The 25,207-nt window shown below is 70.9% G+C and carries 25 protein-coding genes and 1 pseudogene; 20 read left to right on the top strand and 6 right to left on the bottom strand.

Features of this window, described 5'->3' with window-relative positions; translation table 11 throughout:
• Window positions 1-124: 124 nt before the first annotated feature.
• Both ACFYW7_RS33085 and ACFYW7_RS33080 read right to left on the bottom strand, forming a co-directional pair.
• Window positions 125-1,017 (bottom strand): annotated as a pseudogene (locus ACFYW7_RS33085) (phosphorothioated DNA-binding restriction endonuclease).
• A gap of 363 nt (window positions 1,018-1,380) precedes the next feature.
• A complete protein-coding gene (locus ACFYW7_RS33080) occupies window positions 1,381-1,800 on the bottom strand; it encodes a contact-dependent growth inhibition system immunity protein (RefSeq protein ID WP_389509210.1) in 420 nt (139 codons plus the stop codon).
• 282 nt (window positions 1,801-2,082) lie between these two features.
• On the opposite strand from ACFYW7_RS33080, the gene ACFYW7_RS33075 reads away from it, so the two are divergent.
• Complete coding sequence (locus tag ACFYW7_RS33075) at window positions 2,083-3,231, top strand: hypothetical protein (protein ID WP_389509208.1); 1,149 nt, start codon at window positions 2,083-2,085, stop codon at window positions 3,229-3,231.
• 531 nt (window positions 3,232-3,762) lie between these two features.
• Here ACFYW7_RS33075 and ACFYW7_RS33070 read toward each other — a convergent pair.
• Entirely contained in the window at window positions 3,763-4,836 is a 1,074-nt protein-coding gene (locus tag ACFYW7_RS33070) for a hypothetical protein (RefSeq protein WP_389509206.1), read from the bottom strand.
• A 466-nt stretch (window positions 4,837-5,302) separates the two neighbouring features.
• Here ACFYW7_RS33070 and ACFYW7_RS33065 point away from each other — a divergent pair, with 466 nt between their 5' ends.
• Window positions 5,303-6,376, top strand: a complete 1,074-nt coding sequence (locus ACFYW7_RS33065; RefSeq protein ID WP_389509204.1) for a VWA domain-containing protein — start codon at window positions 5,303-5,305, stop codon at window positions 6,374-6,376.
• Window positions 6,377-6,426: 50 nt separating this feature from the next.
• Here ACFYW7_RS33065 and ACFYW7_RS33060 read toward each other — a convergent pair whose 3' ends face one another.
• The 3 genes from ACFYW7_RS33060 to ACFYW7_RS33050 form a co-directional block, all read right to left on the bottom strand.
• Complete coding sequence (locus ACFYW7_RS33060) at window positions 6,427-6,606, bottom strand: hypothetical protein (RefSeq protein ID WP_389509202.1); 180 nt, start codon at window positions 6,604-6,606, stop codon at window positions 6,427-6,429.
• A gap of 385 nt (window positions 6,607-6,991) precedes the next feature.
• Window positions 6,992-7,795, bottom strand: a complete 804-nt coding sequence (locus tag ACFYW7_RS33055) for a 4'-phosphopantetheinyl transferase family protein (protein ID WP_389509200.1) — start codon at window positions 7,793-7,795, stop codon at window positions 6,992-6,994.
• Entirely contained in the window at window positions 7,792-8,499 is a 708-nt protein-coding gene (locus ACFYW7_RS33050; RefSeq protein ID WP_389509198.1) for a TetR/AcrR family transcriptional regulator, read from the bottom strand. Before ACFYW7_RS33050 ends, ACFYW7_RS33055 begins: the two co-directional genes overlap by 4 nt.
• Before the next feature lie 584 nt (window positions 8,500-9,083).
• Between ACFYW7_RS33050 and fabG the strand changes: the two genes are divergently transcribed.
• The 18 genes from fabG to ACFYW7_RS32960 all read left to right on the top strand — a co-directional run.
• Entirely contained in the window at window positions 9,084-9,824 is a 741-nt protein-coding gene (gene fabG, locus ACFYW7_RS33045) for a 3-oxoacyl-[acyl-carrier-protein] reductase (protein ID WP_389509196.1), read from the top strand.
• 39 nt (window positions 9,825-9,863) lie between these two features.
• Window positions 9,864-10,277, top strand: a complete 414-nt coding sequence (locus tag ACFYW7_RS33040) for a 3-hydroxyacyl-ACP dehydratase FabZ family protein (RefSeq protein WP_389509194.1) — start codon at window positions 9,864-9,866, stop codon at window positions 10,275-10,277.
• Window positions 10,270-10,755, top strand: a complete 486-nt coding sequence (locus ACFYW7_RS33035) for a 3-hydroxyacyl-ACP dehydratase FabZ family protein (RefSeq protein ID WP_389509192.1) — start codon at window positions 10,270-10,272, stop codon at window positions 10,753-10,755. The genes ACFYW7_RS33040 and ACFYW7_RS33035 overlap by 8 nt, the downstream gene beginning before the upstream one ends.
• Window positions 10,752-11,948 (top strand): beta-ketoacyl synthase N-terminal-like domain-containing protein, encoded by a 1,197-nt coding sequence (locus ACFYW7_RS33030; protein WP_389509190.1) that lies wholly within the window; start codon window positions 10,752-10,754, stop codon window positions 11,946-11,948. Before ACFYW7_RS33035 ends, ACFYW7_RS33030 begins: the two co-directional genes overlap by 4 nt.
• Window positions 11,945-13,027 carry a beta-ketoacyl synthase N-terminal-like domain-containing protein gene (locus ACFYW7_RS33025; RefSeq protein ID WP_389509188.1) on the top strand — a complete coding sequence of 361 codons (1,083 nt, stop codon included), beginning with the start codon at window positions 11,945-11,947 and terminating at the stop codon, window positions 13,025-13,027. Before ACFYW7_RS33030 ends, ACFYW7_RS33025 begins: the two co-directional genes overlap by 4 nt.
• 88 nt (window positions 13,028-13,115) lie before the next feature.
• Window positions 13,116-13,373, top strand: coding sequence for an acyl carrier protein (locus tag ACFYW7_RS33020; RefSeq protein ID WP_389509186.1), 258 nt, complete (start codon window positions 13,116-13,118; stop codon window positions 13,371-13,373).
• 1 nt (window position 13,374) lies between these two features.
• Window positions 13,375-14,583 (top strand): beta-ketoacyl-[acyl-carrier-protein] synthase family protein, encoded by a 1,209-nt coding sequence (locus ACFYW7_RS33015; RefSeq protein ID WP_389509184.1) that lies wholly within the window; start codon window positions 13,375-13,377, stop codon window positions 14,581-14,583.
• Window positions 14,580-15,725, top strand: coding sequence for a beta-ketoacyl synthase N-terminal-like domain-containing protein (locus ACFYW7_RS33010; RefSeq protein ID WP_389509182.1), 1,146 nt, complete (start codon window positions 14,580-14,582; stop codon window positions 15,723-15,725). The genes ACFYW7_RS33015 and ACFYW7_RS33010 overlap by 4 nt, the downstream gene beginning before the upstream one ends.
• Window positions 15,700-16,836, top strand: coding sequence for a beta-ketoacyl synthase N-terminal-like domain-containing protein (locus ACFYW7_RS33005; RefSeq protein ID WP_389509180.1), 1,137 nt, complete (start codon window positions 15,700-15,702; stop codon window positions 16,834-16,836). The genes ACFYW7_RS33010 and ACFYW7_RS33005 overlap by 26 nt, the downstream gene beginning before the upstream one ends.
• The gene (locus tag ACFYW7_RS33000) at window positions 16,833-17,819 is read left to right on the top strand and encodes a beta-ketoacyl synthase N-terminal-like domain-containing protein (RefSeq protein WP_389509177.1); all 987 of its coding nucleotides are present in this window, start codon (window positions 16,833-16,835) and stop codon (window positions 17,817-17,819) included. Before ACFYW7_RS33005 ends, ACFYW7_RS33000 begins: the two co-directional genes overlap by 4 nt.
• Before the next feature lies 1 nt (window position 17,820).
• Complete coding sequence (locus ACFYW7_RS32995) at window positions 17,821-18,768, top strand: alpha/beta fold hydrolase (protein ID WP_389509175.1); 948 nt, start codon at window positions 17,821-17,823, stop codon at window positions 18,766-18,768.
• On the top strand, window positions 18,765-19,730 hold the full coding sequence (locus tag ACFYW7_RS32990; RefSeq protein WP_389509173.1) for a thioesterase family protein: 966 nt from the start codon (window positions 18,765-18,767) through the stop codon (window positions 19,728-19,730). Before ACFYW7_RS32995 ends, ACFYW7_RS32990 begins: the two co-directional genes overlap by 4 nt.
• A complete protein-coding gene (locus ACFYW7_RS32985; protein ID WP_389509170.1) occupies window positions 19,727-20,455 on the top strand; it encodes a 2-hydroxychromene-2-carboxylate isomerase in 729 nt (242 codons plus the stop codon). The genes ACFYW7_RS32990 and ACFYW7_RS32985 overlap by 4 nt, the downstream gene beginning before the upstream one ends.
• Window positions 20,456-20,573: 118 nt before the next feature.
• Window positions 20,574-22,166, top strand: coding sequence for an MFS transporter (locus ACFYW7_RS32980; protein WP_389509166.1), 1,593 nt, complete (start codon window positions 20,574-20,576; stop codon window positions 22,164-22,166).
• A gap of 16 nt (window positions 22,167-22,182) precedes the next feature.
• Window positions 22,183-23,166, top strand: a complete 984-nt coding sequence (gene fabD, locus ACFYW7_RS32975; RefSeq protein ID WP_389509164.1) for an ACP S-malonyltransferase — start codon at window positions 22,183-22,185, stop codon at window positions 23,164-23,166.
• A 3-nt stretch (window positions 23,167-23,169) separates the two neighbouring features.
• Window positions 23,170-24,738, top strand: a complete 1,569-nt coding sequence (locus ACFYW7_RS32970; RefSeq protein ID WP_389509162.1) for an acyl-CoA carboxylase subunit beta — start codon at window positions 23,170-23,172, stop codon at window positions 24,736-24,738.
• Between the two features lie 17 nt (window positions 24,739-24,755).
• The gene (locus ACFYW7_RS32965; RefSeq protein WP_389509160.1) at window positions 24,756-24,992 is read left to right on the top strand and encodes an acyl-CoA carboxylase epsilon subunit; all 237 of its coding nucleotides are present in this window, start codon (window positions 24,756-24,758) and stop codon (window positions 24,990-24,992) included.
• 122 nt (window positions 24,993-25,114) lie between these two features.
• Window positions 25,115-25,207: biotin carboxylase N-terminal domain-containing protein (locus tag ACFYW7_RS32960; RefSeq protein ID WP_280842533.1), on the top strand; the 93-nt coding region annotated here is incomplete at its 3' end.

Below are 25,207 nucleotides of genomic sequence, written 5' to 3'. Positions count from 1 at the left end.
GGTGCGTGTCGGGTGCGGTGTGAGTGTTGCGGGTGGACCTTCGACGCTGGAATGACGCTCGCCGGGGTCTTTTGACGCTCATCGGACGCTGGTTTGGCGGGGTGTCAGGTTACTGAGGCATCTGTCAGGCCGCGGTCGTCGGGCGCGGGGTTCCGTGGAAGACCTGGGTGGTGTGCCAGGTGAGATGGTCGGCCGCGACAGGGCGTACGCCGTGCTGTGGGCCGACCAGGGGGCGGCCGGAAAGCGCGATGACGTGTTCGCGTGCGGCTGGGCTGTGGCCGACGAACCGCTGGGAGACGAGTATGCGGTGGCCTGCGTCGATTCCGAGGACACCTTTGTCGAAGAGCTTGTGGTGCAGCGAGCACAGGCACAGTCCGTTGTCGACGTCGTCCGGACCTCCGAAGGCCCACCAGCGTACGTGTGCTGCCTCCAGTCCGACCGGAACGGTGCCGATCCGGCCGTCGTAGCCGCAGAACGCGCACCGGTACTCGTGGCGGTCAGTACCGCCTCGCGCATGCGTCGGTCGCGCTGCCTCCCCGCGGCCGGGAGCTGCTTGACCTGCGCAGGGTCGAGTTCCAGGCCGACGGCTTCGCACAACTCGCCATGGAGGGAAGCCGGGAAGTGCAGGTCGAGCAGCAACCTTGCCATCCCTGCGAGCAGTTGGGGTTCGCGTCGCAGCGCGGCCCTGAGTTCCGGTGCCAGCCGCCCGGTGGCACCGGTCGCCCGGAGATCGTTGACCCCGCTTCCCGGACTCCCCTGCCCGAGGTCGGTCCGGACCTCCCACACGCCGTCACTGACGAGATGGTGAAACGGGTAGGCGGGCGTCGTCTTGTGGGGAGGGCCGTACTCGGTCAGCAGCCCCTGCAGGTCTTCCTCGACCGCCGTGTACCGCAACCGGCTGTCGGCGTCTTCCTGGAAACGCCCGAGGGCGTACAGGAGCAGCAGCGGCTTGTGCGGAGCGCGTGTTCCGCTCCGGGTCCACTGCCTGAGCTTCGCGGTGCGCTCCAGCCAGTCCATGGCAGATGATCGTAGTGAGGGTCTGCCGGAGTGGGGGCCGGGCAGGTGTCCCGGGAGGCTGCGGTGGGGGCAGACGGTCGAGAACGACTCAGCGGTGTGCCGGGCCTCGACGAGGAGCAGCCCGACGCCCGTCAGGGCGGCTCGCTGCAGGAGTCGGAGCGCAGGGCCCGGCGGCGCGGCGTTCACCGCGCTGGTCCGACGCTCTGATCCGGAGGGTGTACCTGTCGAGGCGGAGCCGCATCTCGAAGTTCCGGCCGGGAAGCCGGCCGTGGGTGACTCCCTACCGTTGAGATGTGCGACGACGTGCGGCGGCAACACGAAGATCTGCCACGCGCTGCCCACCACCTGGGGAGTGCCTCGTTGTCAGGCTTCGTCCCGGGGAAGCGCCGAGAGGAACGCGTCGATGTCCTGGCGGACGTGGCGCGAGACGTCGGTCAGGACGGTGACGGCTTCCTCGAGTTCGTGAGCCAGCTCCGGGGCGGTGGCCCAGACCTCGGGCTTTCTGGTGATGACCGCGTACAGCAAGTCGTCGTCGAACCAGCCGCCTTCGGTCTGCTTCGGTGCGGTGTCCCGCAGAATGTCCACGGCCACGGGCAGCAGCCAGGGCAGTCCCACGTCCTGTCCGATCAGCCGGGCGAGTTCGTGCGGCTCCAGGGTTGCGACCGGTCGACGCCGCAGCGCGTACACGTTCCGGACCATGGGGGTCGTGTCCGCAGGAGGAGCCGGCCAGCGCAGGCCCTCAAGTTCCTCGAGGGATCCACTGAGGTCGAAGTCTTCGGGCATCGTCGGGTCCTCTCGTGCTCCGCGGCTGCACGTGGTGCGGCAACGACCCGATCACCAACGCATCTCCCTGGCCTGTCGGCTGGAGGGTACCGCTCAGGATTTTCCCGGGGCGGGCCTGGGGTTTGTGGAAACGTCCTTGTGCGTCCGGCCTGGGGGAACACCCCCTCGAAGCCGTTCTGGACGAAGTTCCTGCGGCGGTGCCGACCGGTTTCGGTGAAGTGGTGCTGGAGCCGCCGGCGCCGAAGGCATCATGAGAAGTGGGCGTGAGAAAGTGGGCAGCGCGTGACCGATCAGCCGGTGTTCGTCCTCGGTGAGGAATTGCAGGCTCTGGAGCTTGCCGGGTTCGAGACCGAGGAGGAGTTCCAGGAGCTCCTCGCGCGCCATCCGCGGGTGCTGGACTTCGGCTCGCTGGCGGACGGCCGACCGCTGCGGCTGGTACTGGTGGCCCGGGAGATGGGGGTCCCGACGGGCACGGAGAGCGGGTCGGCGTACTGGCTGGACCATCTCTTCGTCGACGCCGACGGTGTGCCGACTCTGGTGGAGGTCAAACGGGCCACCGATACCCGGATCCGGCGTGAGGTCGTCGGACAGATGCTGGACTACGCGGCGAATGCCGCCCGTTACTGGCCGGCGGTGTTGTTGCAGCGGTCCTTCGAGGACAGTTGCGCCAAGGACGGGCGGTCACTGCAGGACGCGTACGGGGAGTTCCTGGGCGAGCGTTCCGCGGACGAGTTCTGGTCGACGGTCGAGGAGCGGCTGGCCGCCGGACAGATGCGGCTGCTGTTCGTTGCCGACCGGATTCCGCTGGAGCTGCGGGCGATCGTCGAGTTCCTGAACCGGCAGATGCGGCAGACGGATGTGTACGCGGTCGAGCTGACTCAGTACAGGGGCGGGGGAGATCTTCGTGTTCTCGTCCCGCGCATTCACGGGGAGGTTGCCACAGCGGCGAAGTCCCCGTCCGGTCGCCGCACCGTGCAGAGGACCACGCGGGCCGAGATGGACGCGGCGATTCGGACTCGCCCCGATCTCGAGGTGCGTCGGATCGCAACCGTCCTGCTTGATCACGCGACGGCCAACGGGCGACCGGAGGGCGGAACGGCCAAGTACCGGAGCATGTCCGTCTACTATCCCGTCTCCGGGCGGCAGGTGCCGGTCTGGACGCTGTCCTTGCAGGACGGCCCCATGCGGGACGACCTCTCCTTCTCCTTCGGATCGATCACCCATCATCTCGGCCGTGAGCGGGCGGCGGCGTTCGCGGCTTCCCTTCCTACGCTTCCCGGCCTGGCGGAGAGGCTGGCGGCGCTGCCGGGCAAGGCGTACAACGCCTGGCCGTCCGTCTCCCTGCCCGTCCTCGCGTCCGAGCCCGGCGCCTTGGACGGGATCCTGTCCGCGATTCAGCAGCTCATCGGCAGCCGCGATCCCTCCGCCTGACCGCGGACGCCGACGGGGCCGGACGGTGCCCGCGGGCTTGGACGGACCAGTCGCCCTTCGCGGTCGTCCTTCGCTGTTCCATCGAGTCGTCCGACAGTGGCTCCAGTCGTGTGAGGTGAGCACGCGCCTGCGCGCAAGGTACCTATGACGACGGACCGTTCAAGACGGGCATCAGGCCGCTGTGGTGGTCCTGGTCGCGAAGATCCGCAGCGTGCTGCCGGACGTGCGGCCGTAGGGCCCGAAGGGGGCGGCGCCTGGCCGTGCTTGTCTCCGACGGCGAACGCCGCCGGGGAGGCGAGGAGGAGGGCGGAAACGGATACGACGACCAGGCTGTACGCCCTCGTTGCGGACCGCGTCAGCCGCAGCCGCCGGCGGCTGTCGTCAGGGACACGTTCTTCCGGACGAGACCCTTCCGTACTCGGTCTCGCGGGCCCGCCACCTGTCGGCAACCGCGTCTCCGCCTCGACGCTCGTGTGCGTCACCCTCGTCCGGTGAACGCGGTTGCGGCTCGGTGCCGGCTCACCGCCGCTCTCAGGGCGTCGCCTCGACCCAGCGATCGAGTGTCCCGCTCCCGCTGTCGTAGGTGAGCCAGGTGCCGTCTCCGAGCGGGCGTACAGGGCTGTCGACGGGGCCTGTGGGATAGCTGATCGCACCCCGGATCCGTAGGGTGCGGGCGTCGAGCATCCAGTGCCGGGCCTGGTCCGGATCCTCGTCGGATTCGGCTGTCGAAGCGATGACGGTGTCGGCGTCGACGAAGCCGCAGCCGTAGTCCCAGTAGAGCGGGTCCTCGTCGTCGGACGACTCGGGTACCCCCTCGGCGAGCACGGATCCGTCCAGTGCGTGCAGGCTCAGGTCGGCTCCGTAGTGTTCGACGGTCAGGAACCGCGGAAGCTCGCCGTGCACGTCCACGAGGATGCGGTCCATGGTCTCGTTCAGGTCCCAGCCGGTCAGCGTCTCGCCGTCCCAGCGTGCCCAGTGGAGCAGGATGCCGTCCTGGCCCATGCCTATGCACAGACCCATGTGGACGCCGTCCGGATGGGACAGCTGGTGTGAACCGGAGGCCGCGCTGTCCAGCGGCAGCCGGGCCAGTTCCTGTCCGTTCCGGGCGTCGAGAACGACCCAGCATTCCTGCCAGTCCTGCTCTTTTCGACCCTTCTGCTCGACCACGACATGCGCCCAGACCAGTCGGCCGTCGTCGGAGATCCGGCAGGACCCGCTCTCGGACCCGCCACACACCTCCTGCTCGTCCCCCGTATGCGCGTGGCCCAGCTCAGGTCCCCAGCAGCCGTGCCCGTACTGCCACAGCCGCTCTCCTGCCGGCCCCACGGCCCGGACCGCGCGCTGGCCCGAGAACACGGCGAACGTGGCGTCCGGGCTCACCGAGTGCACGCCGCGGTTCCACCCCGGCCAGGGAAGGGGGAAAACGGCCTTCGGCGCCCGCTCCCCGGAGAAGACCTCGCGCAGGTCGTAGACCTCCAGCTCGTGCCCGTTCTGGAGGAGGGCGCGACCCGGTGCTCCACCGCGGCCCTCGAAGGCGAAACCATTGACCAGGGCGGCCCCACCCGGCAGCTCCACCGAGGCGTGCAGTTGTGCGGTGATCGACATGGCCCGAAGGTAACGGACCCCACTGACAGCGCCCCCACCCCACCGACAGCACCCACGGTGTGGCCGGGAACCGCTGAGGCGCGCGCGGGCCGGCGTCATAGCCGGATCAACGCCCGGCCGATCCAGACGGCTTCACCGTGCCGACGGCCCGGGCCGACGCGTCGGATGAGCTGAACCGGGCGGTGTCTGTGGTTCCCACGATCGTGCGGGCTCACCAACCCGCGTCCGGGAGTCGCGAAAGGGGTCCCGGACGCGGACCACGCCATCGGCCGGTCCGGCGGCGGCGGGCGTGAGGAGCGGTGTTCCCTGTCCGGGTGAACCGGCACGGACACCGACCTCGAGGCGGTCGCCTGCGCGCCTCCCTGATGCTTCCGCCGATGGACGTGACGGCAGGTCAAGGGCGTTGTCAGTGGCTCCCCATACGCTGAAAGCATCACTCGGGGAGCTTCGGAGAAGGAGCAGAATCATGTCCGCAAACAAGATCCAGCACAAGGTGAATCACGTCGCGCTGGTCGTGGACTGTTCGGGTTCCATGCGTCCGCACCAGGGTCAGCTCATACGCGTCGTGGACGAGTTCGTGGCGGGCCTGAAGGCCGAGTCGGACAGCCTCGGCCATGAGACCCGGATCAGCCTCTACTCCTTCGACCACCAGGTGGAGAACCTGGTCTGGGACATGGATGTGAAGCATCTGCCGTCCATGCGGGGCCTGTACAAGGTCAACAACGGTGCCACGGCACTGATCGAGGCCTCTCTGAAGTCCCTGGACGACCTGGGTCACATCTGGGAGGAGTACGGCGAGCACAGCTTCCTCCAGATCGTGGTGACGGACGGCGAGGAGAACGCCTCCGGCGGCGACCGGCGGCACGACGGGGACATGGCCATCCTCGGTCCCTGGCTCGACAGGATCGCCGCGAAGATGGGCGGGCTTCCGGGCCACTGGACGTCCGCGATCCTCGTTCCCAACTCCCTGGCGAAGCGCACCGCCCAGAACTACGGTTTCCCGGCCGGGAACATCGCCATCTGGGACGCGGATTCCCAGGAGGGTGTCGAGGAGGCCATCGGTACGGTGCGCGCCGCCGCCACCAGCTTCCTCCGGGGCCGTGAGCAGGGCGTGCGCGGCACGAAGAACCTGTTCGCCGTCGGCCAGGACATATCCGTCGACCAGGTTCGGGCGAACCTCGAACCGATCGCGGCCGACAAGTACCGGCTCCTGAAGGTCGACAAGGAGGTCGAGATCCGGTCCTTCGTGGACTCGCATCCGGGCGTGACGTACGAACGCGGTTCCTGCTACTACCAGTTGGGCACCCGGGTACAGGTTCAGCCGAACAAGGAGGTCATCGTGGTCGAGAAGGACACCGATCGCGCCTACACGGGCGACGCGGCGCGCAACCTCCTGTTCGGCACGGGCATCCAGGGAACCGTCTCCGTGCGGGCCGGGAACAATCCGAAGCTGGAGGTGTACGTGCAGAGCCGTTCGGTGAACAGGAAGCTCAAGGCGGACACGCGGCTTCTCATCATGCTGCCGGGCATCGGAAGCTGACGCTCCTGACCGAGTGGAACGCCCGCAGATGCCTTTGCGCGTACGGGTGTTCACACGGGCTTCTCGAATCTGCTCGGCGTGGTGGCCGGGCCGCCGCCTCGGTTCACCGGTCGCCGGGTCTCCGGGTCGCCGACTCGACGGGGTGACGGGGCGACGGCCTGGAACTCCCGGACGATCAGGTCCTGTTCGGTGCCGGACGCGCCGTCCGGAAGCCTCTGCTCGCCGTTCACGCCCGTCCGGTCCAGGCGAAGCCGCGGCGCAGGGCCGCGGCGCCGATGGCGTCGGCTGCGGTCTGCTTCTTGAGGGGGTCTCCCCGTGGATTTTCCAGTGGACGATGGCCCTGAGTCCGTACGCGCCGCCTCCCCATGACCGCGCGTACCGAACACCAAGTGCCGTTCACGGCATGCGCGTTCGCGCGGGACTCCGTGCGCTCCGCGCGGCGTCCGTTCCCCCGGCCATCGCCGTGCACCGCCGGCCGTTCGTCCTCTCGTGTGCCGCCGCCCGTACGCGCGGAGCCCCGTCACGGCTCCGTCGCACGAAGCCTGCTCCACCGCACGCAGACCGGCTCCGCCGGCCTTCGCGCGGCACCGTCGAGGTCGTGACCTCAGCCTGCGTTCACGTAGCCCTCGCCCTGACGGGACGTGGATCCCCCGCGTCGGGGCGCGGGTGCCGATCCGGGGCGGGGCCCGGTTCGGCGGTGTGCCGGTGGATCGTCAGCGGGCCCGAGTCCGGTCGGCGGGCCACGGCGGCCAGGTGGGCGGGGCCGAGGCGGAGGCTGCTGAGCAGCCAGCTGCGAGGAGCCCGGGCCGTGGTGCCCGGGCCGGACACCGTCGCGGTGTCCGACGCGGGCTTCGTCTCGACGCCTCTGAGGTCGCGGGAGATCCCGACGCCGACCGCCTTGAGGAGTGCCTCCTTGCGTGTCCAGCACTTCTGCACCGCGGTCTGCCGGTCGGTTCCTGGTGCCAGGGCGTTCACGTAGGCGAGTTCCGCCGGGGAGAAGGCCGTCCCGGGAACCGTGGGATCGACGGGACGCAGGAACTCGACGTCCACACCGACACCGTCCCCCGTCGACACGCCGAGGCAGCCGAGGCCGCGGGTGTGGGAGACGCTGATGTGCAGCGGCGTCCGGGGCCGAAGGATGTTCGGCGGTCCGTGCCGACCGGCGCAGTCCGGGCAGGGTGCCTGCCCGATGAGGACCGACTCGGGCGGCATGCCCAGCCGTGCGGCGAGGATCCGCCGGACCGCGGCGCGGCTGGTCGCGAACTGGGTGGCGAGGCGGGGCGCGGAGTACTTCCCGAGACGCTGTTGCTCCCGGGGCGTGAGCAGGTCGAGGTCCGCCGGGTCCGGAGCGTCGGGGATCGTCCACCACCAGAGCTGGGTGGCCGGTTCCGGCGGACGGGAAGGGGCGGGCCCGGTCATGTGGCCACGTCGTCGTCCGTCGGCAGGAGATCCCAGGACGCGTAGTCCTCCTTCGACGCGGCGACGGACGCCGTCGCGCGCTCGAGGGTGTCGCCCGCGCCGACGGCGAGGCTCAACAACGCGGTCTCGAACGGGAGATCCGGATCCTTCGTGTCCAGGGTCTGGGAGGAGAGTTCGAGGGAGACGAAGCCGTGCACCGTGCTCCAGTTGACGTAGGCGCACAGTTCGGAGTCCTGGTCCCGGAACCGGCCGCTCTCGATGCACCGCCGCACGCCGTCGACCAGCGTGGTCCACGTCAAGCCACGCGGCTGGGGGTTGGCCTCGGCGGCGATCGCCTCGTCCGGAGCGGTGAGCAGGCCCCTGTTGGCGGCCGCCACGAAGATGTACGGGCGGCGCAGCGCCAGTCCCCGGTAGATACGGCCGAGCGTGGACACGTCGGCCACGGGATCGTCGGTGCGCGGGGCCCGTTGCAGAACCTTGTAGAGGTTCAGGGTCGAGGTGCGCAGGACCTCCTGGATGACGACGTCCATGCTGCCGAAGTGCGTATAGACGGCCATGGTCGAGGTGCCGGCCGCTTCGGCCATCCGCCGGACCGTCAGCGCGCCGGATCCCTGCTCCGCCAGGATCTTCGCCGCCGCGTCGATCAGGGCTTCCCGTACGCGATGCGAAGCGGCACTCCGCCCCGCCGTTCTCTTGGTTGGCATGTTTGACATCATGCCATAACGACGTTATGAATGTATCCGACGGGTTGTGGGACGGTGCGGCCGAGGATTCACGGCGGCGCGCACCGTCGACGGCTCGTCGACGAGCGGCCGTCGCGATGGACATCCGGCGACGCGCCGCAGGCCGCCCTCATTCGACCGGGAAAAGCCTCCGGTCAATGTTGAATCGGCAACCGCACAAAGAAGTGCGAAGCGCGATCGGTTGAATTATTGACCGAATGCGAGCAGGGGGCGAAGGGAACTCCGCCGCGTGACTTACACAACATTGAACTCGGATCAGGGTTCGTTGTGGTGGCGCGGCGGGTGGGCTAGTGTCGTGATTGATTGATGGAAGATAGATTCGACAATCAATTTAGAAATCGGGGGATTTCTATGCCGGAGACTCGAGGGTCCTGGATTCCTTGTACTGCCTGACTCGCACGTAGCGGCAGATACTTTCTCTGTGGTTTGAAGCGCCCTGTGCTGTCGATGACGACGGCATGCTGCGCGGTCGGCCGCACCCTTTTTCCTGGTGATTAGGTCACCCCTTGCGTCAAAAGCGAGGGCGGCTGAAAGGTGGCTTTGCTGTGCGCAAAAACAAGATGGCTCTGGTCAGCGGAGGGTCGCGTGGCATCGGGCGGGGAATTTCCCTCAGGCTCGCGGCGGACGGTTATGACATCGCTTTCTGCTCCCGTTCTGGAGGGGAAAACGCGGAGTCGGCCCGTGAAGAGATCGAAAAGGCGGGGGCGCGCTGTTTCCAGGCCACCTGCGACGTGGCCGACCACGCGGCCGTCGAAGCGTTCGTCAAGAACGCGGAGCGGGCTCTCGGACCCGTGGACGTGCTGGTCAACAGCGCCGGGATCGTCCGGGACAACCCCCTGGTGATCATGCCCGTGGAGGACTGGAACGACGTCATCGACACCAACCTCAACGGAACCTTCAACTTCAGTCGCTGCGCCGCGTTCGGGTTCATGAAGCGGAAATCCGGCACGATCGTCAACGTCTCGTCGGTCGCCGGCGTCTACGGGAATGCCACGCAGACGAACTACTCGGCTTCGAAGGCCGGGATCAACATGCTGACCAAGTCCCTGTCCAGGGAGCTCGGTCCGTACGGGATCAGGGTCAACGCCGTCGCCCCGGGCTTCATCGAGACGGACATGACGGACCGGCTCTCCGAACCCGTGCGCAAGAAGGCCCTCGGCATGATTCCCATGCGACAGCTCGGCAGCGTGGACCAGGTCGCCGACCTCGTCTCCTTCCTCGTCTCGGAGAAGTCCTCGTACATCACCGGGCAGGTCATCCAGGTGGACGGCGGAATCTCCCTCTGAGCTGTCCGGGAAGCCGGTTGGCAACGAAAGGAAAGCACGATGCTGCGACAGTTCTGCGCGCCGCTCACCGCGGTCGACGCGGTGAACACCGAGTCGGAGTCCGAGGTGACCGCGACCAAGACCATCAGGGCCGACGATCCCTATCTCGCCGGCCACTACCCGCACTTCACGATCTACCCGGGAATTTTCATCATGGAGTCCGTCGGGCAGGCCGTCCGCGCTCATGTCGCACGGCACCGCGGGGCGGCGTACGGAACCGAGCTCGTCGAGGTCTCCCGTGTCCGCTTCACGGCTCCGCTGGTGCCCGGCAACACGCTGGAACTCACGGCGCGGCTGACCCCGGGCGAACCGGGATCGGACCTCTTACAGGTCAAGGCGGAGGCGCGGCGTGAGGACGGCGCGCGGTGTGCGGCGATGACGCTGACGTTCCGGTTGGAGGACCGTGATGCTTGAGCTGCCCGACATCATGAGGATCCTGCCGCACCGTCCGCCGATCCTGCTGGTCGACCGTGTGCTGGAGTTCGAAGCCGGTGTGCGCATCGTCGCCACCAAGACCGTCAGTGCCAGCGAGCCCTGTTACACGGGCCTCGCCGATCCGCTGCCCGCGGCCGACTACGCCTACCCCACCTCCCTGTTGATCGAGTCCTTCGGTCAGTCCGGCGCGCTGCTGTGGCTGTGCACGGCGCAGGCCAAGGGGACCACGGTCGAGGGGACCCTGATCTTCGCGCAGGCCCGGGACTGCGTGTTCACCGGCCGGGTCTTCCCCGGCGACGTGCTGCGGCACGAGGTGCGCATGGACCACCTGGTCGGCGACAACGCGTTCATGACCGGTGAGACCTGGGTGGGCGACCGCCGGATCGCCACCATGGGATCGGTCCTCGCCGTGGCCCGTGACGAGGGGCAGCTGCCGCGGTCGGGGCGCCCGTCATGACGGCCGTGCTCACCGGGCTCGGGCTGGTCTCCCCGGCCGGTGACGGCCCGGCCGCGTACTGGGCGGGCCTCCTGTCGGCCGGTTCCGAGCCCGTCCCGGTCGCCGACCGGCCGGGGATGCCGGACGGCGCCCGCGCCTACCGCCTCCCGGAACCGGACGCGGTGCCCGGACCGGGGCCGGTACCGGGGTGGACCTCCGCGGACGGTTCGCGTTATCCGCGCATCGCCCGGACAGCGGCCGCCCAGGCCCTCGCCGACGCGGGCATCCGTCCGGGGGCGATGGACGACGGGCTGGTGGGGGGCCTGTTCCTGGGCACCGGGACCGGCGACGGCGAGCCGGCCGAGGAACTGCGCGACGGACGCCGTACGGACGGGAAAGAAGCCTGGTGGCCCTACCGGAGCGCGGCGGACCTCGCTGATCAGCTCGGCTTCACCGGGCCCGTCCAGACCGTGTCCACCGCGTGCGCCGCGGGGGCGTACGCGGTGGCCCTGGCCGTCCACGCGGTCACGAGCGGGCGGGTGGACGTGGCCCTGGCCGGGGGAGTCGAGACCGTCTCCCGTCCCGCGCTGGCGTCGTTCATGCGGCTCGGGGCCGTCGACCCGGTGCACTGCCGGCCCTTCGACGCCGACCGGGCGGGGACCGTCTACGGGGAGGGCGCCGCGTTCCTGGTGGTCGAGAGCGAGGAGCGGGCCGCGGCCAGGGGAGCGGACCCGATCGCCACCGTCGGTGCCGGCGGCTGGAGTTGTGACGGCAGCCATCTGACCGCCCCTGAGACAGGCGGTGTTCAGGCCCTGCGCGCCGCCCATGACGCCCTCGACCGCGCAGGCTTCCGGCCCGAGGAGATCGCGGCCGTGGTCTGCCACGGAACGGGGACACCACTCAACGACCGTACGGAGAGCAAGGTGATGAACGAACTTCTCGGCCACCGGGCCGCGACCGTGCCCGTCACCGCCCCCAAGTCGGTCATCGGGCACAGTGGAGGCGCCGCCGGAGCGTTCGCCTGCGCCACCGCGGCGCTCATGGTCCGCCACCGGCGCGTGCCCCCGGTCGCCAACCTCACCCGGGCGGACCCGGACTGCGCGCTGGCCGCCCGTGCCGAGGCGCAGCCGATGAGGCCGGGTCCCGTGCTGCTGAACGCCTACGCGTTCGGCGGGAACAACATCTCCCTGGTCGTCGGACCGGTGTCGTCATGACCGAGCCGTACGTCCTCGGGACGGACCTGGTGATCACCGGACTCGGCCCGGTCGCCACCTTCGCGGTCGGCCGCGACGCACTCGCCGGGGCGCCCCGTGCCGACGTCTGTGCCGAGGCCGGACCCGACGGCGCCCCGGATGCCGAACAGGCGTTATGGACGAGGCCGTTGGAGGACTTCGACCCGGCTCACTGGCTGGGCCGCAAGGGCTGGCGGTTCCTGCCCGCGGCGGCGCGCTACGCACTGGTCGCCGCGCGCCTCGCCGACGAGGACGCCGGTGTCCGGTCGGGGACCGGGTCCACCGGGGTCGTCATCGGAACGAACTTCGCGGCCGACGAGACGGTGGACAGGTTCGACCGTGCCACGCTGTCCGAAGGGGTGCGCGGCATCAGCCCCCTCGAGGCGCCGAACTTCTCGATCAACGTCGCCGCCAGCCAGGTCTCCATCGACCGCGGCTACCGGGCCTTCAACATCACCCTCGTCGACCTGTTCACCGCCGGCAGCGCGGCCCTGTGGACCGCGTGCCAGGCGATCGACGAGGGACGGGCGAGCGCCGCCCTGGCCGGGGCGACGGAGGGCCGCCCGCCACGAGCGGCGACCGCGGACCTCGCGCCGGTGCTCGACGAGGGCGCCGCCTGTGTCCTACGGATCGAGCGGGCGGGCGGCGCCAGGGAGCGTGCGGTCAGGCCGTACGCCACCGTCGTGGCCGGAGCCCAGCTCTTCGTTCCCCGTGGCCTCCTGGACGAGCCGAAGCGTACCGACGCGCTCCTGCACCCGCTGCTGGACCGGCTCGCCGCCGTCCTGCCCGCCGGTCCCCACGCCGTCGACGTCTGCCGGCCACCCGCCTCCGCCCGTGCCGGGGCGACCGCCGCCGGCGTCCTGCGCTGGGCGGCCGCCCGGGCGGACCGCGCGGTCGTCGGCGGTGAGCACGGCGGACGGGCCGCCGCGCAGAGCTCGGCCTCCGCGCCGCTGCGGCTGGCCCGGCTGCTCACCCGGGCGGACGCCCCCGCAGCGCTGCTCCAGGCGACCGTCGGGCCGCACGGCCACCTCGTGGTGCTGGCGCTGCGCACCACCCCATAGACCACCGGTCGCCATCCGGCCGGTTGCAGTGAAAGCAATGAAAGTCCTGAGACGCACGGCAAAGCCTGTGCAGATAAGCGGAGTTGACATGACTGCCAGCCAGCAGACCCACCTGGACGAGATCCGCGAGATCGCCGCCGAGGTGCTGGAGATCGAGCCCGAGGAGATCACCGAGACCAGTTCGTTCGCCGACGACCACGAGGCGGACTCGCTGCGCGCGATCGAGATACTCGCCCGCATCGAGAAGAAGTACAACGTCGAGATCCCGCAGTCCGACCTTCCCAAGATGGTCAACCTGCGTGCCGTCTACGACGTGGTGGCGCAGTACGCCGGCTGGACGGTCTGACATGCGCCGCCGAGTCGTCATCACCGGACTGGGACCGGTGTCGAGCATCGGTATCGGAGCCGAGGACTTCGCCGCCGCCCTCCAGCGGGGCAGCAGCGGGATCTCGCCGATCGCGAGCTTCGACGCCGGCGGATTCCCGCACCGCATGGCCGGTGAGGTGCCCGCCTTCAAGGCCGAGGACATCCTTCAGGTCCTCGACCCGGAGCAGTGGGGACGCACCAGCCTGTTCGCCGCGGCCGCCGCGAGGCTCGCCGCCCAGGACTCGGGAATCGACCCGGCGGAGCTCGCGCGATCCAGGGCCGGATCCAGCATCGGGACCACCAGTGGCGAGTCCCAGGTCATCGAACAGCTCACCGCACAGTGGGTCGACGGTGGTCTGCGGGAACTGGATCCCGCCCTGGTACGCCAGACGCCCGCCTCCCGGTTGGCGACAGCCGTCAACCGGGAGCTGGGCCTCACCGGCGACGCCATCACCCTCTCCACCGCGTGTTCTGCGAGCAACTACGCCCTCGGATACGCCTACGCGGCCATCGCCACGCACGAGGCCGACTACATGCTCGCCGGCGGAGCGGACTCCGTCTGCCGCTGGGCGCACGCCGGGTTCTACCGGCTCGGCGCCCTGACCGAGCACATCTGCACGCCCTTCGACCGGGACCGCTCCGGCATCCTCACCGGCGAGGGCGGCGCGGCACTGTTCCTGGAGAGCCTGGAGAGCGCCGAACGCCGCGGGGCCCGTATCTACGCGGAAGTCCTCGGTTACGGGCTCAACTGCGACGCCAACCACATGGTCGCGCCCGACGCGGTCAGCATCGCCGAGTGCATGCGGCGCGCCCACCGCAAGGCGGGGATCGACGCCTCCCAGGTCGACTACATCTGCGCCCACGGAACCGGGACCCCGGCCAACGACGCCATGGAGACCCGGGCCGTGATGGACGTGTTCGGCGAGACGCCGCCGCCCATCAGCTCCATCAAGTCGATGCTCGGACACACCATGGGCGCCGCCAGCGGGTTCGGGGCGATCGCCTCGGCCCTGGGCATCGCCCGCCAGTTCATCCCGCCCACCATCAACTTCACCACGCCCGACCCGCAGATGCCGGGCATCGATCCGGTCCCCAACGTCGCCCGTCCCGCCCGGCTCCGTGTCGTGCAGAACAACGGCTTCGCCTTCGGGGGAAACAACGCCATCACGATCCTCGGGGAGGTCGCATGACCACCGATCAGACACCCGTCACCGAATCGCCGCCCGCCCCGCTCTACATCACCGGCTGGGGAGTCGTGTCCCCGCTGGGCGACGGAGCGCGCGAGTTCAGCGAGGCGGTCGTCCAGGGCCGCAGCGGACTCGTCGACGTCTCGGGCATGTTCGACGAGGAACTCCCCGGCGAGAAGGCGTACGCGCTGCCGGAGTTCCAGGTCCGCGACTACCTGGGCCGCAAGGGCACCAGCTTCTTCGACCGCAGCACGTCGCTGGCGCTCATCGCCAGTGACCACGCCCTGAAGGACACCGGGCTGGTCGTCACCGACGACAACCGCGACCAGGTCGGACTCGTCCTCGGCACGACCACCGGAAGCATCAAGTCGACCAGCGACTACAGCCGCGAGACCCTCACCCAGAAGCGCCCCTACCTGGTCAACCCGGTGCTCTTCCCGAACACGGTGATGAACTGCGCCGCCGGGCAGGCCGCCATCTGGCACCGGCTCAAGGGCGTGAACGCCACGATCGCCGGCGGTCAGCTCGCCGGGCTCACCGCGCTGCGCTACGCGAGCCGCACCCTGCGCTGGGGCGACGCCGAGGCGCTGCTCGTCGGCGCGGTCGAGGAGTTCAGCCCGCACGCCGCGTGGGCCACGCACCTGGCACTCGACTCCGCGACGGCCGGTGAGGGGGCGGTGGTCTTCGTCGTCGAGAGCGGTGAGGCGACGGCGGGCACCCGGCGCAGGCCCGACGCCGAGATCCTCGCGGTCGAACTGGCCACGGTCGACCCCGGACAGGGCGCCGGGGCCGTGACCTCCGGGTACACGGAGTGCATCGCCCGCGCCCTGCGCACCGCGGGGGTCACCGCCGACGAGCTGTGGGCGGTCGCCCCCGGCTCGGCCGGCCCCGGTGAGCCGGAGGAAGCGGCGCTCGACGGCGTCCTCGGCACGGCCCGGCCGACGCGGCTGCGCGTCAAGGAACTGACGGGCGAGTGCCACGCCGCGGCCGGCGCGCTCCAGATCGCCGCGGTGCTCGCCCATCACCGGGGCGCCCCGGCGCTGGACGGCCGCCCCGCCCTGATCACCTCCGCCACCGGCGAAGGAGCCTTCGGCGCCGCCGTCATCAGGGGGTGGCACCGTGACGAAACTGATAACGGGAGTTGAGATCCGCAGTTGCTTCGGCGAGTCCGGGGCGACGTTCGAGGCGCTCGCCGAAGGGCGCTCCGGTGTCGGGGAACTGCGGTTCCCCGACACCGGGCGGCTGGGCGTGAACCGCGGTTACCACGTCGACGACACCGCCCCCGAGGCGCTGTTGCGGGCGAGCGGATGGCTCGGCGCCTGCGTGGCCTCCGCGGTGGCGCAGTCCGGCATCGACGTGACGCGCGTCCGGGTGGCGGTCGTCGTCGGCACCGGGCTGCGCGAACTGGCGGCGGTGGAGCGCCTGGACGATCCGGAAGTCTCCCTGCGCACGGCCCGGTTGCACTTCGCCGAAGCCGTCCGGCAGGTGCTGCCCGACGCCACGGAGGTCATCACGGTCTGCAACGCGTGCTCGGCCTCCGGGCACGCCCTGGCACTCGCCTGCGACCTGCTCGACCTGGACGAGGCGGACGCCGTGGTCGCCGCGGGCTGTGACGCGATGACCGAGAGCATGCTCGCGATGATCGGGCGGGTCTCCGACGAACCGACCGACCAGCTGCGCCCGTTCGACGCCGACCGGACGGGAGTCCTGCTCGGCGAGGGCGCGGCGGCCGTGGTCCTGGAGCGCGGCGACCGGCCGCGCGTCGGCCGCGGTCCGGTGCTGGGGGAGGTCCTCGGCGTGGGCCTGTCCTGCGACGCGTACCACGAGACGGCACCACAGCCGGAGGGCATCACGCGTGCCGTGCGGGACGCCCACGAGCGGGCCGGGGTCGCACCCGGCGACGTCGGTCTCGTGGTCGCCCACGGCACGGGCACGGCGCTCAACGACCCAATCGAAGCAGGGGTCTTGAGCGAGGTGTTCGCCGACGCGGAGCCCGGTCCCGTGGTGACCGGCATCAAGGGATCGACCGGCCACACCTCGGGTTCCGCCGCCCTGATGAGCCTGGCGGTCGCCCTGCAGGCCCTGGCGGGCCGCCCGGTGCCCGGTGTCACCGGCCTGCGCCGGCCACTGGCCGAGGCGGAGCGGCTGAGGCTGGTCACCGGTGCCCCGGCCGCCGTCCCCGTACGCGTCGCCCAGGTGAACGCGTTCGGATTCGGCGGCGTCAACGCCGTCTGCATGATCGGAAGTGCGTCGTGACTCCCTCACGCCCGTCCGGCCGCCCCGTCGCGGTGCGGGCCGCCGCCGTCCACGTGCCCGGTGCCGCCGCGGACGCCTTTCTCGGCGCCGCCGGTGCCGAGCCCGCCCTGCCGCCGGAGGAGGCTCATCAACTGCTGGGCCGGAAGGGGCTGTTGTACAAGGAGCCCGCCACCCGGCTGGCCCTGTGCGCCGTGCACCGGGCACTCGGGCTGCCGCCCGGGCGCCCCGCGGGGCCGGTCGGGGGAGGGCGGGAGACCGCCGTGGTCGTCAGCTCCAACTACGGCAACGTGCAGACGGTCCGCGAGGTGGTCGCCACCGTACGGGCCGGATCGCGCAAGGACGTCAGCCCGCTCCAGGCACCCAACGCGTCGAGCAACGTCATCGCCAGCACCGTCGCGATCCGCTACGGCCTGGCGGGACCCAACCTGATGCTCTGCTCCGGCGCGGTGTCGGGGCTCCAGGCCCTTCGGCTCGGCGCGCTGCTGATCCGGGCGGGCCGCGCCGAGCGGGCCGTGGTCGTCGGCGTGGAACCGGTCGACGACACGGTGCGGCGGCTCGCCGGGCTGCGGCACACCTCGGACGGACGCCATCCGGAACCCCGCGCCGCGGCGGCCTGCGTCGTCCTCGAGGCGGCGGACTCCGCGCGGCCGGGCCAGGTGATCCTCGGGCCGGTGACGCACCACGGCGAGCTGTCGGCCGCGGTCAAGGACGAGGGCACCGCGCCGGAGCTGCGCCTGATCAGCCCCGGGCCGGCGGCCGGCGCCCCCACCGTCGTACCGGAGGCGCTCGACCTGTCGGTGGCCGTCGGCGAGACGTACGGAGCCCTCGGCGTCCTCCAGGCCGCCGTGGCCACGACCTGGCTGCGGGCGTGGGAGGGACCCGGCGCGGCGCGCGCGGCGCTGGTGTCCGGAGACGCGGAGGACGGCTGGGCGCGGGCGGAACTGCTGCGGGTGGCCGCTCCCGTGGACACCGGGGCGGTGTGACATGGGCGCCCAGCAGCCGCAGTGGGACCGGGCGGGGCAGATTCCCTCGGCCGTCGACACCGTCACCGCGTGGCGGGCACCGCAGCGGCGCCCGGTCGTGGTCGCCGTGCACGGGATGGAGGACTCCTGGCAGAGCTGGGAGAAGCTGACCGGCCTCCTCGGCGCGGATCACCAGGTCTACGCCCTCGACCTGCCCTGGCGCGCGGGCAACGACTACCGGTGGCGGCAGTACGGAACCCCCGCCCACTGGCTCCACCAGGGGCTCCAGGCGATACCGGAACCGGTCGACGTACTGCTCGGCCACTCCTTCGGCGCCAACGCCGTGCTCCAGTACCTCGCCCAGTGCGGCCCCGCCGGGCCCGCGGCCCGCACCGCCGTACTGGCCGCGCCGTTCTACCGGCCCTCGACGCTGGTGTGCGACTGGAGTCTGTACCACCAGTCCTTCGCCGGGTTCCGCAGCGTGATGACCGAAGGCATGCGGACCCGGCTGGGGGCACGGGCGGCCGCCCTGGAACCCGAACTCCTCGCCTCCATGGCGGACAAGCTGATCGAGCGCATCGGCCCCATGGGCTTCCTCGCGCTGTACGACCAGTTCGTCGCCACCACCGAGCTGAACCTCTCCCAGGTACCCATCCCGGCCCTGGTGCTGGCCGGTGAGCACGACCAGGGCCTGGCCGGCGACCGGGCCGAGGCGCTGGCCGAGGCGATGCCCATGGCCGATGTCCAACTCCGTCCGGAGTTCGGCCACTTCTTCCACGTCGACCACGCGGGTGAGGCGCACGAACGGATCACGGCGTTCCTACGCGCGCATCTCGGCGGCGCCGGGACGCGCCCGCGCGACACCGCGACCCGGGAACTGCGCCACGAACAGACCGAGGTCACCCACCAACTCGCCGACTCCGCAGAGCCCCTGACGACCACCCCCTACCAGAACGGACACACCGCATGAGCATCACGCTTGACGGCACCCCCGCCACCTACCAGGGGCGCCCGCGCTACGAGGGCGCCAACATCCGGACCTGGATCGGCTTCAAGCACTTCGAGTACCTCGTCGAGGAAGCCGTCCTCCAGTGGTTCCGGGACCGGGGCATCGGGCCCTCCGCGCTGTACCACGCGTACGGCGTCGGTCTCGAGTTCGTGGACAGCTCGATCCGGCTGCCCGCCACCCTCACCATCGACGACGAGGTGCGTGCCACCGCAGTCCCCGGCACTCCCGCTCCGGGGCGGGGCCTGCCCTTCACCGTCAAGCTCACCGTCGAGCGGGACGGGAAGACCGTGCCCATCCTCAGCGGCAAGGTCCGCGTCGCGCTCGTACGGGAGAAGGACGCGCCGCAGAGCGCGCCCCTGCCGGCCGGACTGGAGGCGCTCGCCGTCGCCGAGGTCGCCGAACTGGCGCCGTCCACAGCGGGGTTGGTCCTGCCCGAGGCGATCGACGTGCCGGCCGGAAGCGACGTCCGGGCCGCCCTCGTGCCCGAGGGCTCCAACGGCTACCTGTGGTCGTGGCGGATCCCGTACTTCTACTGCCACTTCTCCGACCGGCTCCAGCACTCCGGCTACATCCGCGCCATGGAGGAGGTCGTCGACCGGTTCCTCGACAGCCGGGGTCTCGCGGTCGGCCGCATGCTCGACGAGCGGGGCTGGATCCCGGTGGTCTCCCGGGCCCGGGTGCAACTGCTCGCCGACGCCCACATGGAGGAGACGCTGCACACCGTCTTCACCGTCGAGGAGATCGTCAAGGACGTCATGTACACCGCCCGCATGGACTGCTACGTGCTGCGCGACGGGCGGCTGGTCCCGACGGCCACGGGCACCATCCTGCACGGGTACGCCGTCAGCCGCGGCGACAACGCCGGCGCGCTCGCCGAGTTCGACGCCGCCACCCGGACCGCACTGCTGGGGGACGCCGCGTGAGCCGCAAACCCGCCCAGCCGAAGCTGTACTTCAACCTGCGCAGCCCCTTCAGCTGGATGGCGCTGCGCCGGCTGGAGGAGCGGTTCCCGCAGGCACCCGAACGCATCGAGTACATCCCCTACTGGGACCCGGACGAGCGGACCCGGCAGGCACTCGGGGAACGCGGTGCCGCGTTCCACTACACGCAGATGAGCAAGGCCAAGCACCTGTACATCCTCCAGGACACCAAGCGGCTGTCCCAGCGCTTCGGCTACCGCATGGCCTGGCCCATCGACGTCGACCCGTGGTGGGAGGTCCCGCACCTCGGCTGGCTCGCGGCACGGCGCCTCGGGCGGGAGCGCGAGCTGTACGCGGCACTCACCGCGGCGCGTTGGGAGCGTGGCGAGAACATCTGCGACCCCGAGGTGCTGCGCCGGGCCGCGGAGGAGGCGGGCGTCGACCCCGAACCCGTCCTGGCGGCCGTCGACGACCCCGAGATCCGCGAGGAGGGCGTCGGCGCGCTGGAACGGGCCTACCACGAGGACGTCTTCGGGATCCCGTACTTCAAGCTGGGCCGCCACCGCTTCTGGGGCCTGGACCGGCTCGACGACTTCCTGACCGGTCTGGGCGAGCTGCCCGCCGCGGACCGGGCCGGCGCCCCCGCGGACCCGGCCGCCGGGATCCCCGACGGGCTGGCCGAGCTGGTGGGCGCCCTCGACCACGACTCCGCCGGCGGCTGCGGTTGATCCCAGCCGCACCGCGTGCCGTGCCGCCGCGACCACCGGCGGCACGGCAGTCCTCCGCAGATACCAGTCAGCCGTCCCGGACTCCGACGTGGGCCTGGGCAGAGGGAGTTCTCACACCATGCCATCGACCCACGCGTCCCACGGAGCCCACGCCTCAGGGCGTGCCGGGAAACCGGGACTGATCATGCTGGCGGCCCTGCTGGGGCTGTTCATCGCTCTGCTCGACGTCACCGTCGTCACGGTGGCCCTCCCCACGATCAGCACCGACCTGCGCGCCTCGTTCAGCGACCTCGAATGGGTCGCCAACGCCTACATGCTGGCGCTGGCCGTCTTCATCGTCACCGCCGGACGGCTCGGCGACCTCTACGGCCAGCGCCGGGTCTACACGGCCGGCGTGGCGGTCTTCCTCGTCGGATCCCTGGCGTGCGGCAGCGCGGGCGAGTTCTCGCTGTTCGGCTCGTCGCACATCGTGGTGCTGCACGCGGCGCGTGTCGTCCAGGGTGTCGGCGGCGCCGCGATCCTGCCGCTGAGCCTCGCCATCATCTACTCCTCCTTCGAGGGGAAGAAGCGCGCCCTCGGGCTCATGCTGTGGGGAGCCATCGGCGGTCTCGCCACCGCGCTCGGCCCGCTGATCGGCGGCTTCCTGGTCGAGCAGGCGGGCTGGGAGTGGATCTTCCTGGTGAACCTGCCGATCGGCGCCGTGGTCCTCGTCGCCGCGGCCGCCTCGATGCCCGCGCACGACCGGTCGGCGCGAGGTCCGCGCACCTCGCTGGACCTGCCCGGCCTGGTCACCGTCAGCGCGGCGCTGCTCTGCCTCAACCTCGCCCTGATCAACGGCAGCGACTGGGGATGGACCTCGGGCAAGGACCTCGGCCTGTTCGCCGCGGCAGCGGCCCTGATCGGCGCGTTCCTCGCCGTGGAGGCCCGCTCGCCGGCGCCCATCATGAACCTGAGCTGGTTTAGGCGGCCGTCCTTCGGCGGCAGTGTCCTGACCGGATTCCTCCTCGGGGCGGGCATGTTCGCCGCCCTCTTCTACCTCTCGATCTACCTGCAGAACGGCCTCGGCCTCAGCGCCATGCAGACCGGCGTGCGGCTGCTGCCGCTCACCCTGATGCTGATCGTGGGCGCCCCGCTGGGCGGCCGCCTCGTGGCGCGGCTCGGGGTGCGCGTCACCCTGGCGGCGGCCTTCGTCGTCATGGCCGTGGGCCTGGCCCTCCTCACCCTGATCGACCCGCACGGCGACGGCGGCTCGTGGACCCGGCTGCTGCCCGGCATGCTCCTCACCGGGCTGACCCTGGGCATCGTCATGCCGATCTCCTCGGAACTGACCGTCGTCGCCGCCCCGCAGGACCAGGTCGGGGTCGCGGCCAGCGCCGGCACGATGTTCCGCCAGGTCGGCAACGCCGTGGGCATCGCCCTCATGGGCGCGCTGATGACCGCGCAGGCCACCTCCGCCCACCACGAGGCCGCGCGCCTGGCGCGGAAGGGCGCCCTGACCCCGCAGGCGCTGGAGACGCTCCAGCGAACGGCCGTCGCCCACGGAATGCAGCACGGCGCGTGGTACGCCGCCGCCGTCACGCTCGCCGGGGCCGTGCTCGTCCTCGTCCTGGTACGCGACCTCCGGCCCGCCACCGCTCCGTCGCCGGCCCCCTACGACGCCACGGGCGCGCCGGCGGCGGACTCGGGCCGGGCGAATCGTCCGGTCGCCTGAAAGGGGTGCTCCCGTCATGAACAAGACCGCATTCGTCTTCCCCGGCCAGGGATCCCAGCACGTGGGGATGGGGACGCAGCTCCTGGCGCCGCGCCCCGACCTCGTCGACAGCCGCTACCGGCCGGCCGACGACGTCCTCGGGATCCCGCTGTCCACCCTCTGCTGGGAGGGACCGGCCGAGGCCCTGCGCGACACGGCGATCACCCAGCCCGCGGTCTTCCTGACCAGCGTGGCGACCTGGGACGTACTGCGTGACCAGGGCATCGCCCCCGACGTCGTCGCTGGGCACAGCCTGGGCGAGTACGCGGCCCTGGTCTGTGCCGGCGTGCTCGACTGGACCGACGCGCTGCGTCTGGTCCGCCGCCGGGGCGAACTCATGGCGGCGGTCAACGAGTCCGTCCCCGGCAGCATGGCCGCGGTGATCGGCCTGCGGATCGACGACGTGGAACGGATCTGCGCGCGGGTCCGGGCCGAGACCGGACGGATCGTCGAGGTCGCCAACGACAACGAGCCGGGACAGGCGGTCGTCTCCGGCGAGGCCGACGCGGTCGAGCGCGTAGGGACCGAGGCACGGGCCGGCGGGGCGCTCAAGGTGCTCTCCCTCGCCGTCGGAGCGCCGTTCCACTGCGGCCTCATGGCCGGGATCGAGGCCGAATTCGCCACCGAACTCGACCGGGTCACCTTCGCCGAACCGGTGCTGCCCGTCGTCTCCAGCGTCACCGCGGACCTCGTGACGAGCGCGGCGGAGGCGAAATCCTGCCTGGCCCGCCAGCTCACCGGAAGGGTCCGCTGGACCGAGGCGGTCCAGCGCATGCGGAGCCAGGGCGTGGACCGGCTGGTCGAGGTCGGCCCCGGCCGGGTGCTCGGCGGGCTCGGCCGGCGGATCGCACCCGAGCTGCGCATCCGGTCCACCCATGACGAGCGCCGGCTGGCCGCCACGCTCGCGGACTTCACCACGGACGCGGACGCGGTCGGCGCCGCGCTCCCCCAGGAGGTGTGAACCATGGAGGTCATACGGCAGAGCGGTTCGGCGCGCGACCGGACCGCGGAACTCGTGGCGCTGCGCGAGTCGGTGGAGGCCGGCGACGCGACGGGAACCGAGCGTCAGCGCGCCAAGGGCAAGCTGACGGCCCGGGAGCGCATCGCGCTGCTGCTGGACGCCGGTTCGTTCCAGGAGGTCGAGCAGTTGCGCCGGCACCGGGCGACCGGGTTCGGTCTGGAGGCGAAGAAGCCGTACACGGACGGTGTGATCACCGGCTGGGGCACGGTGGAGGGCCGCACGGTCTTCGTGTACGCCCATGACTTCCGCATCTTCGGCGGGGCGCTGGGCGAGGCCCACGCCACGAAGATCCACAAGATCATGGACATGGCCATCGCGGCCGGGGCGCCGCTGGTGTCGCTGAACGACGGCGCGGGCGCCCGGATCCAGGAGGGCGTCTCGGCGCTGGCCGGCTACGGCGGCATCTTCCAGCGCAACACGAAGGCCTCCGGGGTCATCCCGCAGATCTCGGTGATGCTCGGCCCGTGCGCGGGCGGCGCCGCCTACAGCCCGGCGCTCACGGACTTCGTGTTCATGGTCCGGGAGACCTCGCAGATGTTCATCACCGGCCCGGACGTGGTCAAGGCGGTCACCGGCGAGGAGATCACCCAGAACGGCCTGGGCGGCGCCGACGTCCACGCGGAGACCTCCGGCGTCTGCCACTTCGCCTACGACGACGAACAGACCTGCCTGGAGGAAGTGCGGTACCTCCTGTCGCTGCTGCCGGGCAACAACCGCGAGACCCCGCCCGCCGGATCCACGGACGATCCCGCCGATCGGCGCTGCGAGGTGCTGCTGGACCTGGTCCCGGCCGACGGCAACCGCCCCTACGACATGACCAAGGTCATCGAGGAACTGGTGGACGACGGCGACTACGTGGAGGTCCACGAGCGCTGGGCCCGCAACATCGTCTGCGCGCTGGCCCGTTTGGGCGGCCGGGTCGTCGGCATCGTCGCCAACCAGCCCCAGCACCTCGCCGGGGTCCTGGACATCGAGGCGTCCGAGAAGGCCGCGCGGTTCGTGCAGCTGTGCGACGCCTTCAACATCCCGATCATCACGCTGCTGGACGTGCCCGGCTTCCTCCCGGGTGTCGACCAGGAGCACGGCGGGATCATCCGGCACGGCGCGAAGCTGCTGTACGCGTACTGCAACGCGACGGTGCCGCGGATCTCCCTCATCCTGCGCAAGGCGTACGGAGGCGCCTACATCGTCATGGACTCCCGCTCGGTGGGCACCGACCTGTCCTTCGCCTGGCCGACCAACGAGATCGCCGTGATGGGGGCGGAGGGAGCGGCCAACGTCATCTTCCGCCGCCGGATCGCCGACGCCGACGATCCGGAGTCGATGCGCGCGAGCATGGTCAAGGAGTACAAGGCCGAGCTGATGCACCCCTATTACGCGGCCGAGCGCGGCCTGGTCGACGACGTGATCGACCCCGCCGAGACCCGCGAGGTCCTGATCAGGTCGCTCGCGATGCTGCACACCAAGCACGCCGAACTGCCGGCCCGCAAGCACGGGAACCCGCCGCAGTGACGGCCGGAGAGGACGACATGATGACGACACCGCTCACTCTTCCGGACGGTGTCCGGGACCCCCTCGTCCGCGTCGTCAAGGGCGAACCCGCGGACGAGGAACTGGCCGCGCTCACCGCGGTGTTGCTCGCCCGCGCCGAAGCGGTCCAGGACGTGTCCCGCACCGGTGGCGGGACGGGCCTCCCGGCCAGGTGGCGTCCGGCGGGCTACCGGTCGCCCCTCAGCTGGCACGGAGGAGTACCCGCCACGGGGTAAGCGTTCCGCCCCGGAAACCCCGTGACTGCAATGAACCACCTGGACCACCGCTCTATCTGAACTACATCGACGACCTGCACCATTTGATCCATCTGAAATCGTCACCCTTCTCTGGAGCCGTCGTGCGCAAGGTGCTCATCGCCAACCGTGGCGAAATCGCTGTCCGCGTGGCCCGGGCGTGCCGGGATGCCGGGATCGCGAGCGTTGCCGTTTAT

The organism is Streptomyces sp. NPDC002580, from assembly GCF_042889485.1.
Taxonomy (GTDB): domain Bacteria; phylum Actinomycetota; class Actinomycetes; order Streptomycetales; family Streptomycetaceae; genus Streptomyces.
This window is presented reverse-complemented; position numbering and strand designations above follow the sequence as displayed.

What these genes read in the sequence shown, in the direction of transcription:
- ACFYW7_RS32965 (WP_389509160.1), top strand. Translation starts at nt 24,756, where the DNA reads ATGATGACGACACCGCTCACTCTTCCGGACGGTGTCCGGGACCCCCTC.
- fabD (WP_389509164.1), top strand. Translation starts at nt 22,183, where the DNA reads ATGAACAAGACCGCATTCGTCTTCCCCGGCCAGGGATCCCAGCACGTG.
- ACFYW7_RS33035 (WP_389509192.1), top strand. Translation starts at nt 10,270, where the DNA reads ATGCTTGAGCTGCCCGACATCATGAGGATCCTGCCGCACCGTCCGCCG.
- ACFYW7_RS33065 (WP_389509204.1), top strand. Translation starts at nt 5,303, where the DNA reads ATGTCCGCAAACAAGATCCAGCACAAGGTGAATCACGTCGCGCTGGTC.
- ACFYW7_RS33070 (WP_389509206.1), bottom strand. Translation starts at nt 4,836, where the DNA reads ATGTCGATCACCGCACAACTGCACGCCTCGGTGGAGCTGCCGGGTGGG.
- ACFYW7_RS33015 (WP_389509184.1), top strand. Translation starts at nt 13,375, where the DNA reads ATGCGCCGCCGAGTCGTCATCACCGGACTGGGACCGGTGTCGAGCATC.
- ACFYW7_RS33020 (WP_389509186.1), top strand. Translation starts at nt 13,116, where the DNA reads ATGACTGCCAGCCAGCAGACCCACCTGGACGAGATCCGCGAGATCGCC.
- ACFYW7_RS33080 (WP_389509210.1), bottom strand. Translation starts at nt 1,800, where the DNA reads ATGCCCGAAGACTTCGACCTCAGTGGATCCCTCGAGGAACTTGAGGGC.
- ACFYW7_RS32980 (WP_389509166.1), top strand. Translation starts at nt 20,574, where the DNA reads ATGCCATCGACCCACGCGTCCCACGGAGCCCACGCCTCAGGGCGTGCC.
- ACFYW7_RS33030 (WP_389509190.1), top strand. Translation starts at nt 10,752, where the DNA reads ATGACGGCCGTGCTCACCGGGCTCGGGCTGGTCTCCCCGGCCGGTGAC.
- ACFYW7_RS33025 (WP_389509188.1), top strand. Translation starts at nt 11,945, where the DNA reads ATGACCGAGCCGTACGTCCTCGGGACGGACCTGGTGATCACCGGACTC.
- ACFYW7_RS32990 (WP_389509173.1), top strand. Translation starts at nt 18,765, where the DNA reads ATGAGCATCACGCTTGACGGCACCCCCGCCACCTACCAGGGGCGCCCG.
- ACFYW7_RS33055 (WP_389509200.1), bottom strand. Translation starts at nt 7,795, where the DNA reads ATGACCGGGCCCGCCCCTTCCCGTCCGCCGGAACCGGCCACCCAGCTC.
- ACFYW7_RS32970 (WP_389509162.1), top strand. Translation starts at nt 23,170, where the DNA reads ATGGAGGTCATACGGCAGAGCGGTTCGGCGCGCGACCGGACCGCGGAA.
- ACFYW7_RS33010 (WP_389509182.1), top strand. Translation starts at nt 14,580, where the DNA reads ATGACCACCGATCAGACACCCGTCACCGAATCGCCGCCCGCCCCGCTC.
- ACFYW7_RS32995 (WP_389509175.1), top strand. Translation starts at nt 17,821, where the DNA reads ATGGGCGCCCAGCAGCCGCAGTGGGACCGGGCGGGGCAGATTCCCTCG.
- ACFYW7_RS33040 (WP_389509194.1), top strand. Translation starts at nt 9,864, where the DNA reads ATGCTGCGACAGTTCTGCGCGCCGCTCACCGCGGTCGACGCGGTGAAC.
- ACFYW7_RS33050 (WP_389509198.1), bottom strand. Translation starts at nt 8,499, where the DNA reads ATGCCAACCAAGAGAACGGCGGGGCGGAGTGCCGCTTCGCATCGCGTA.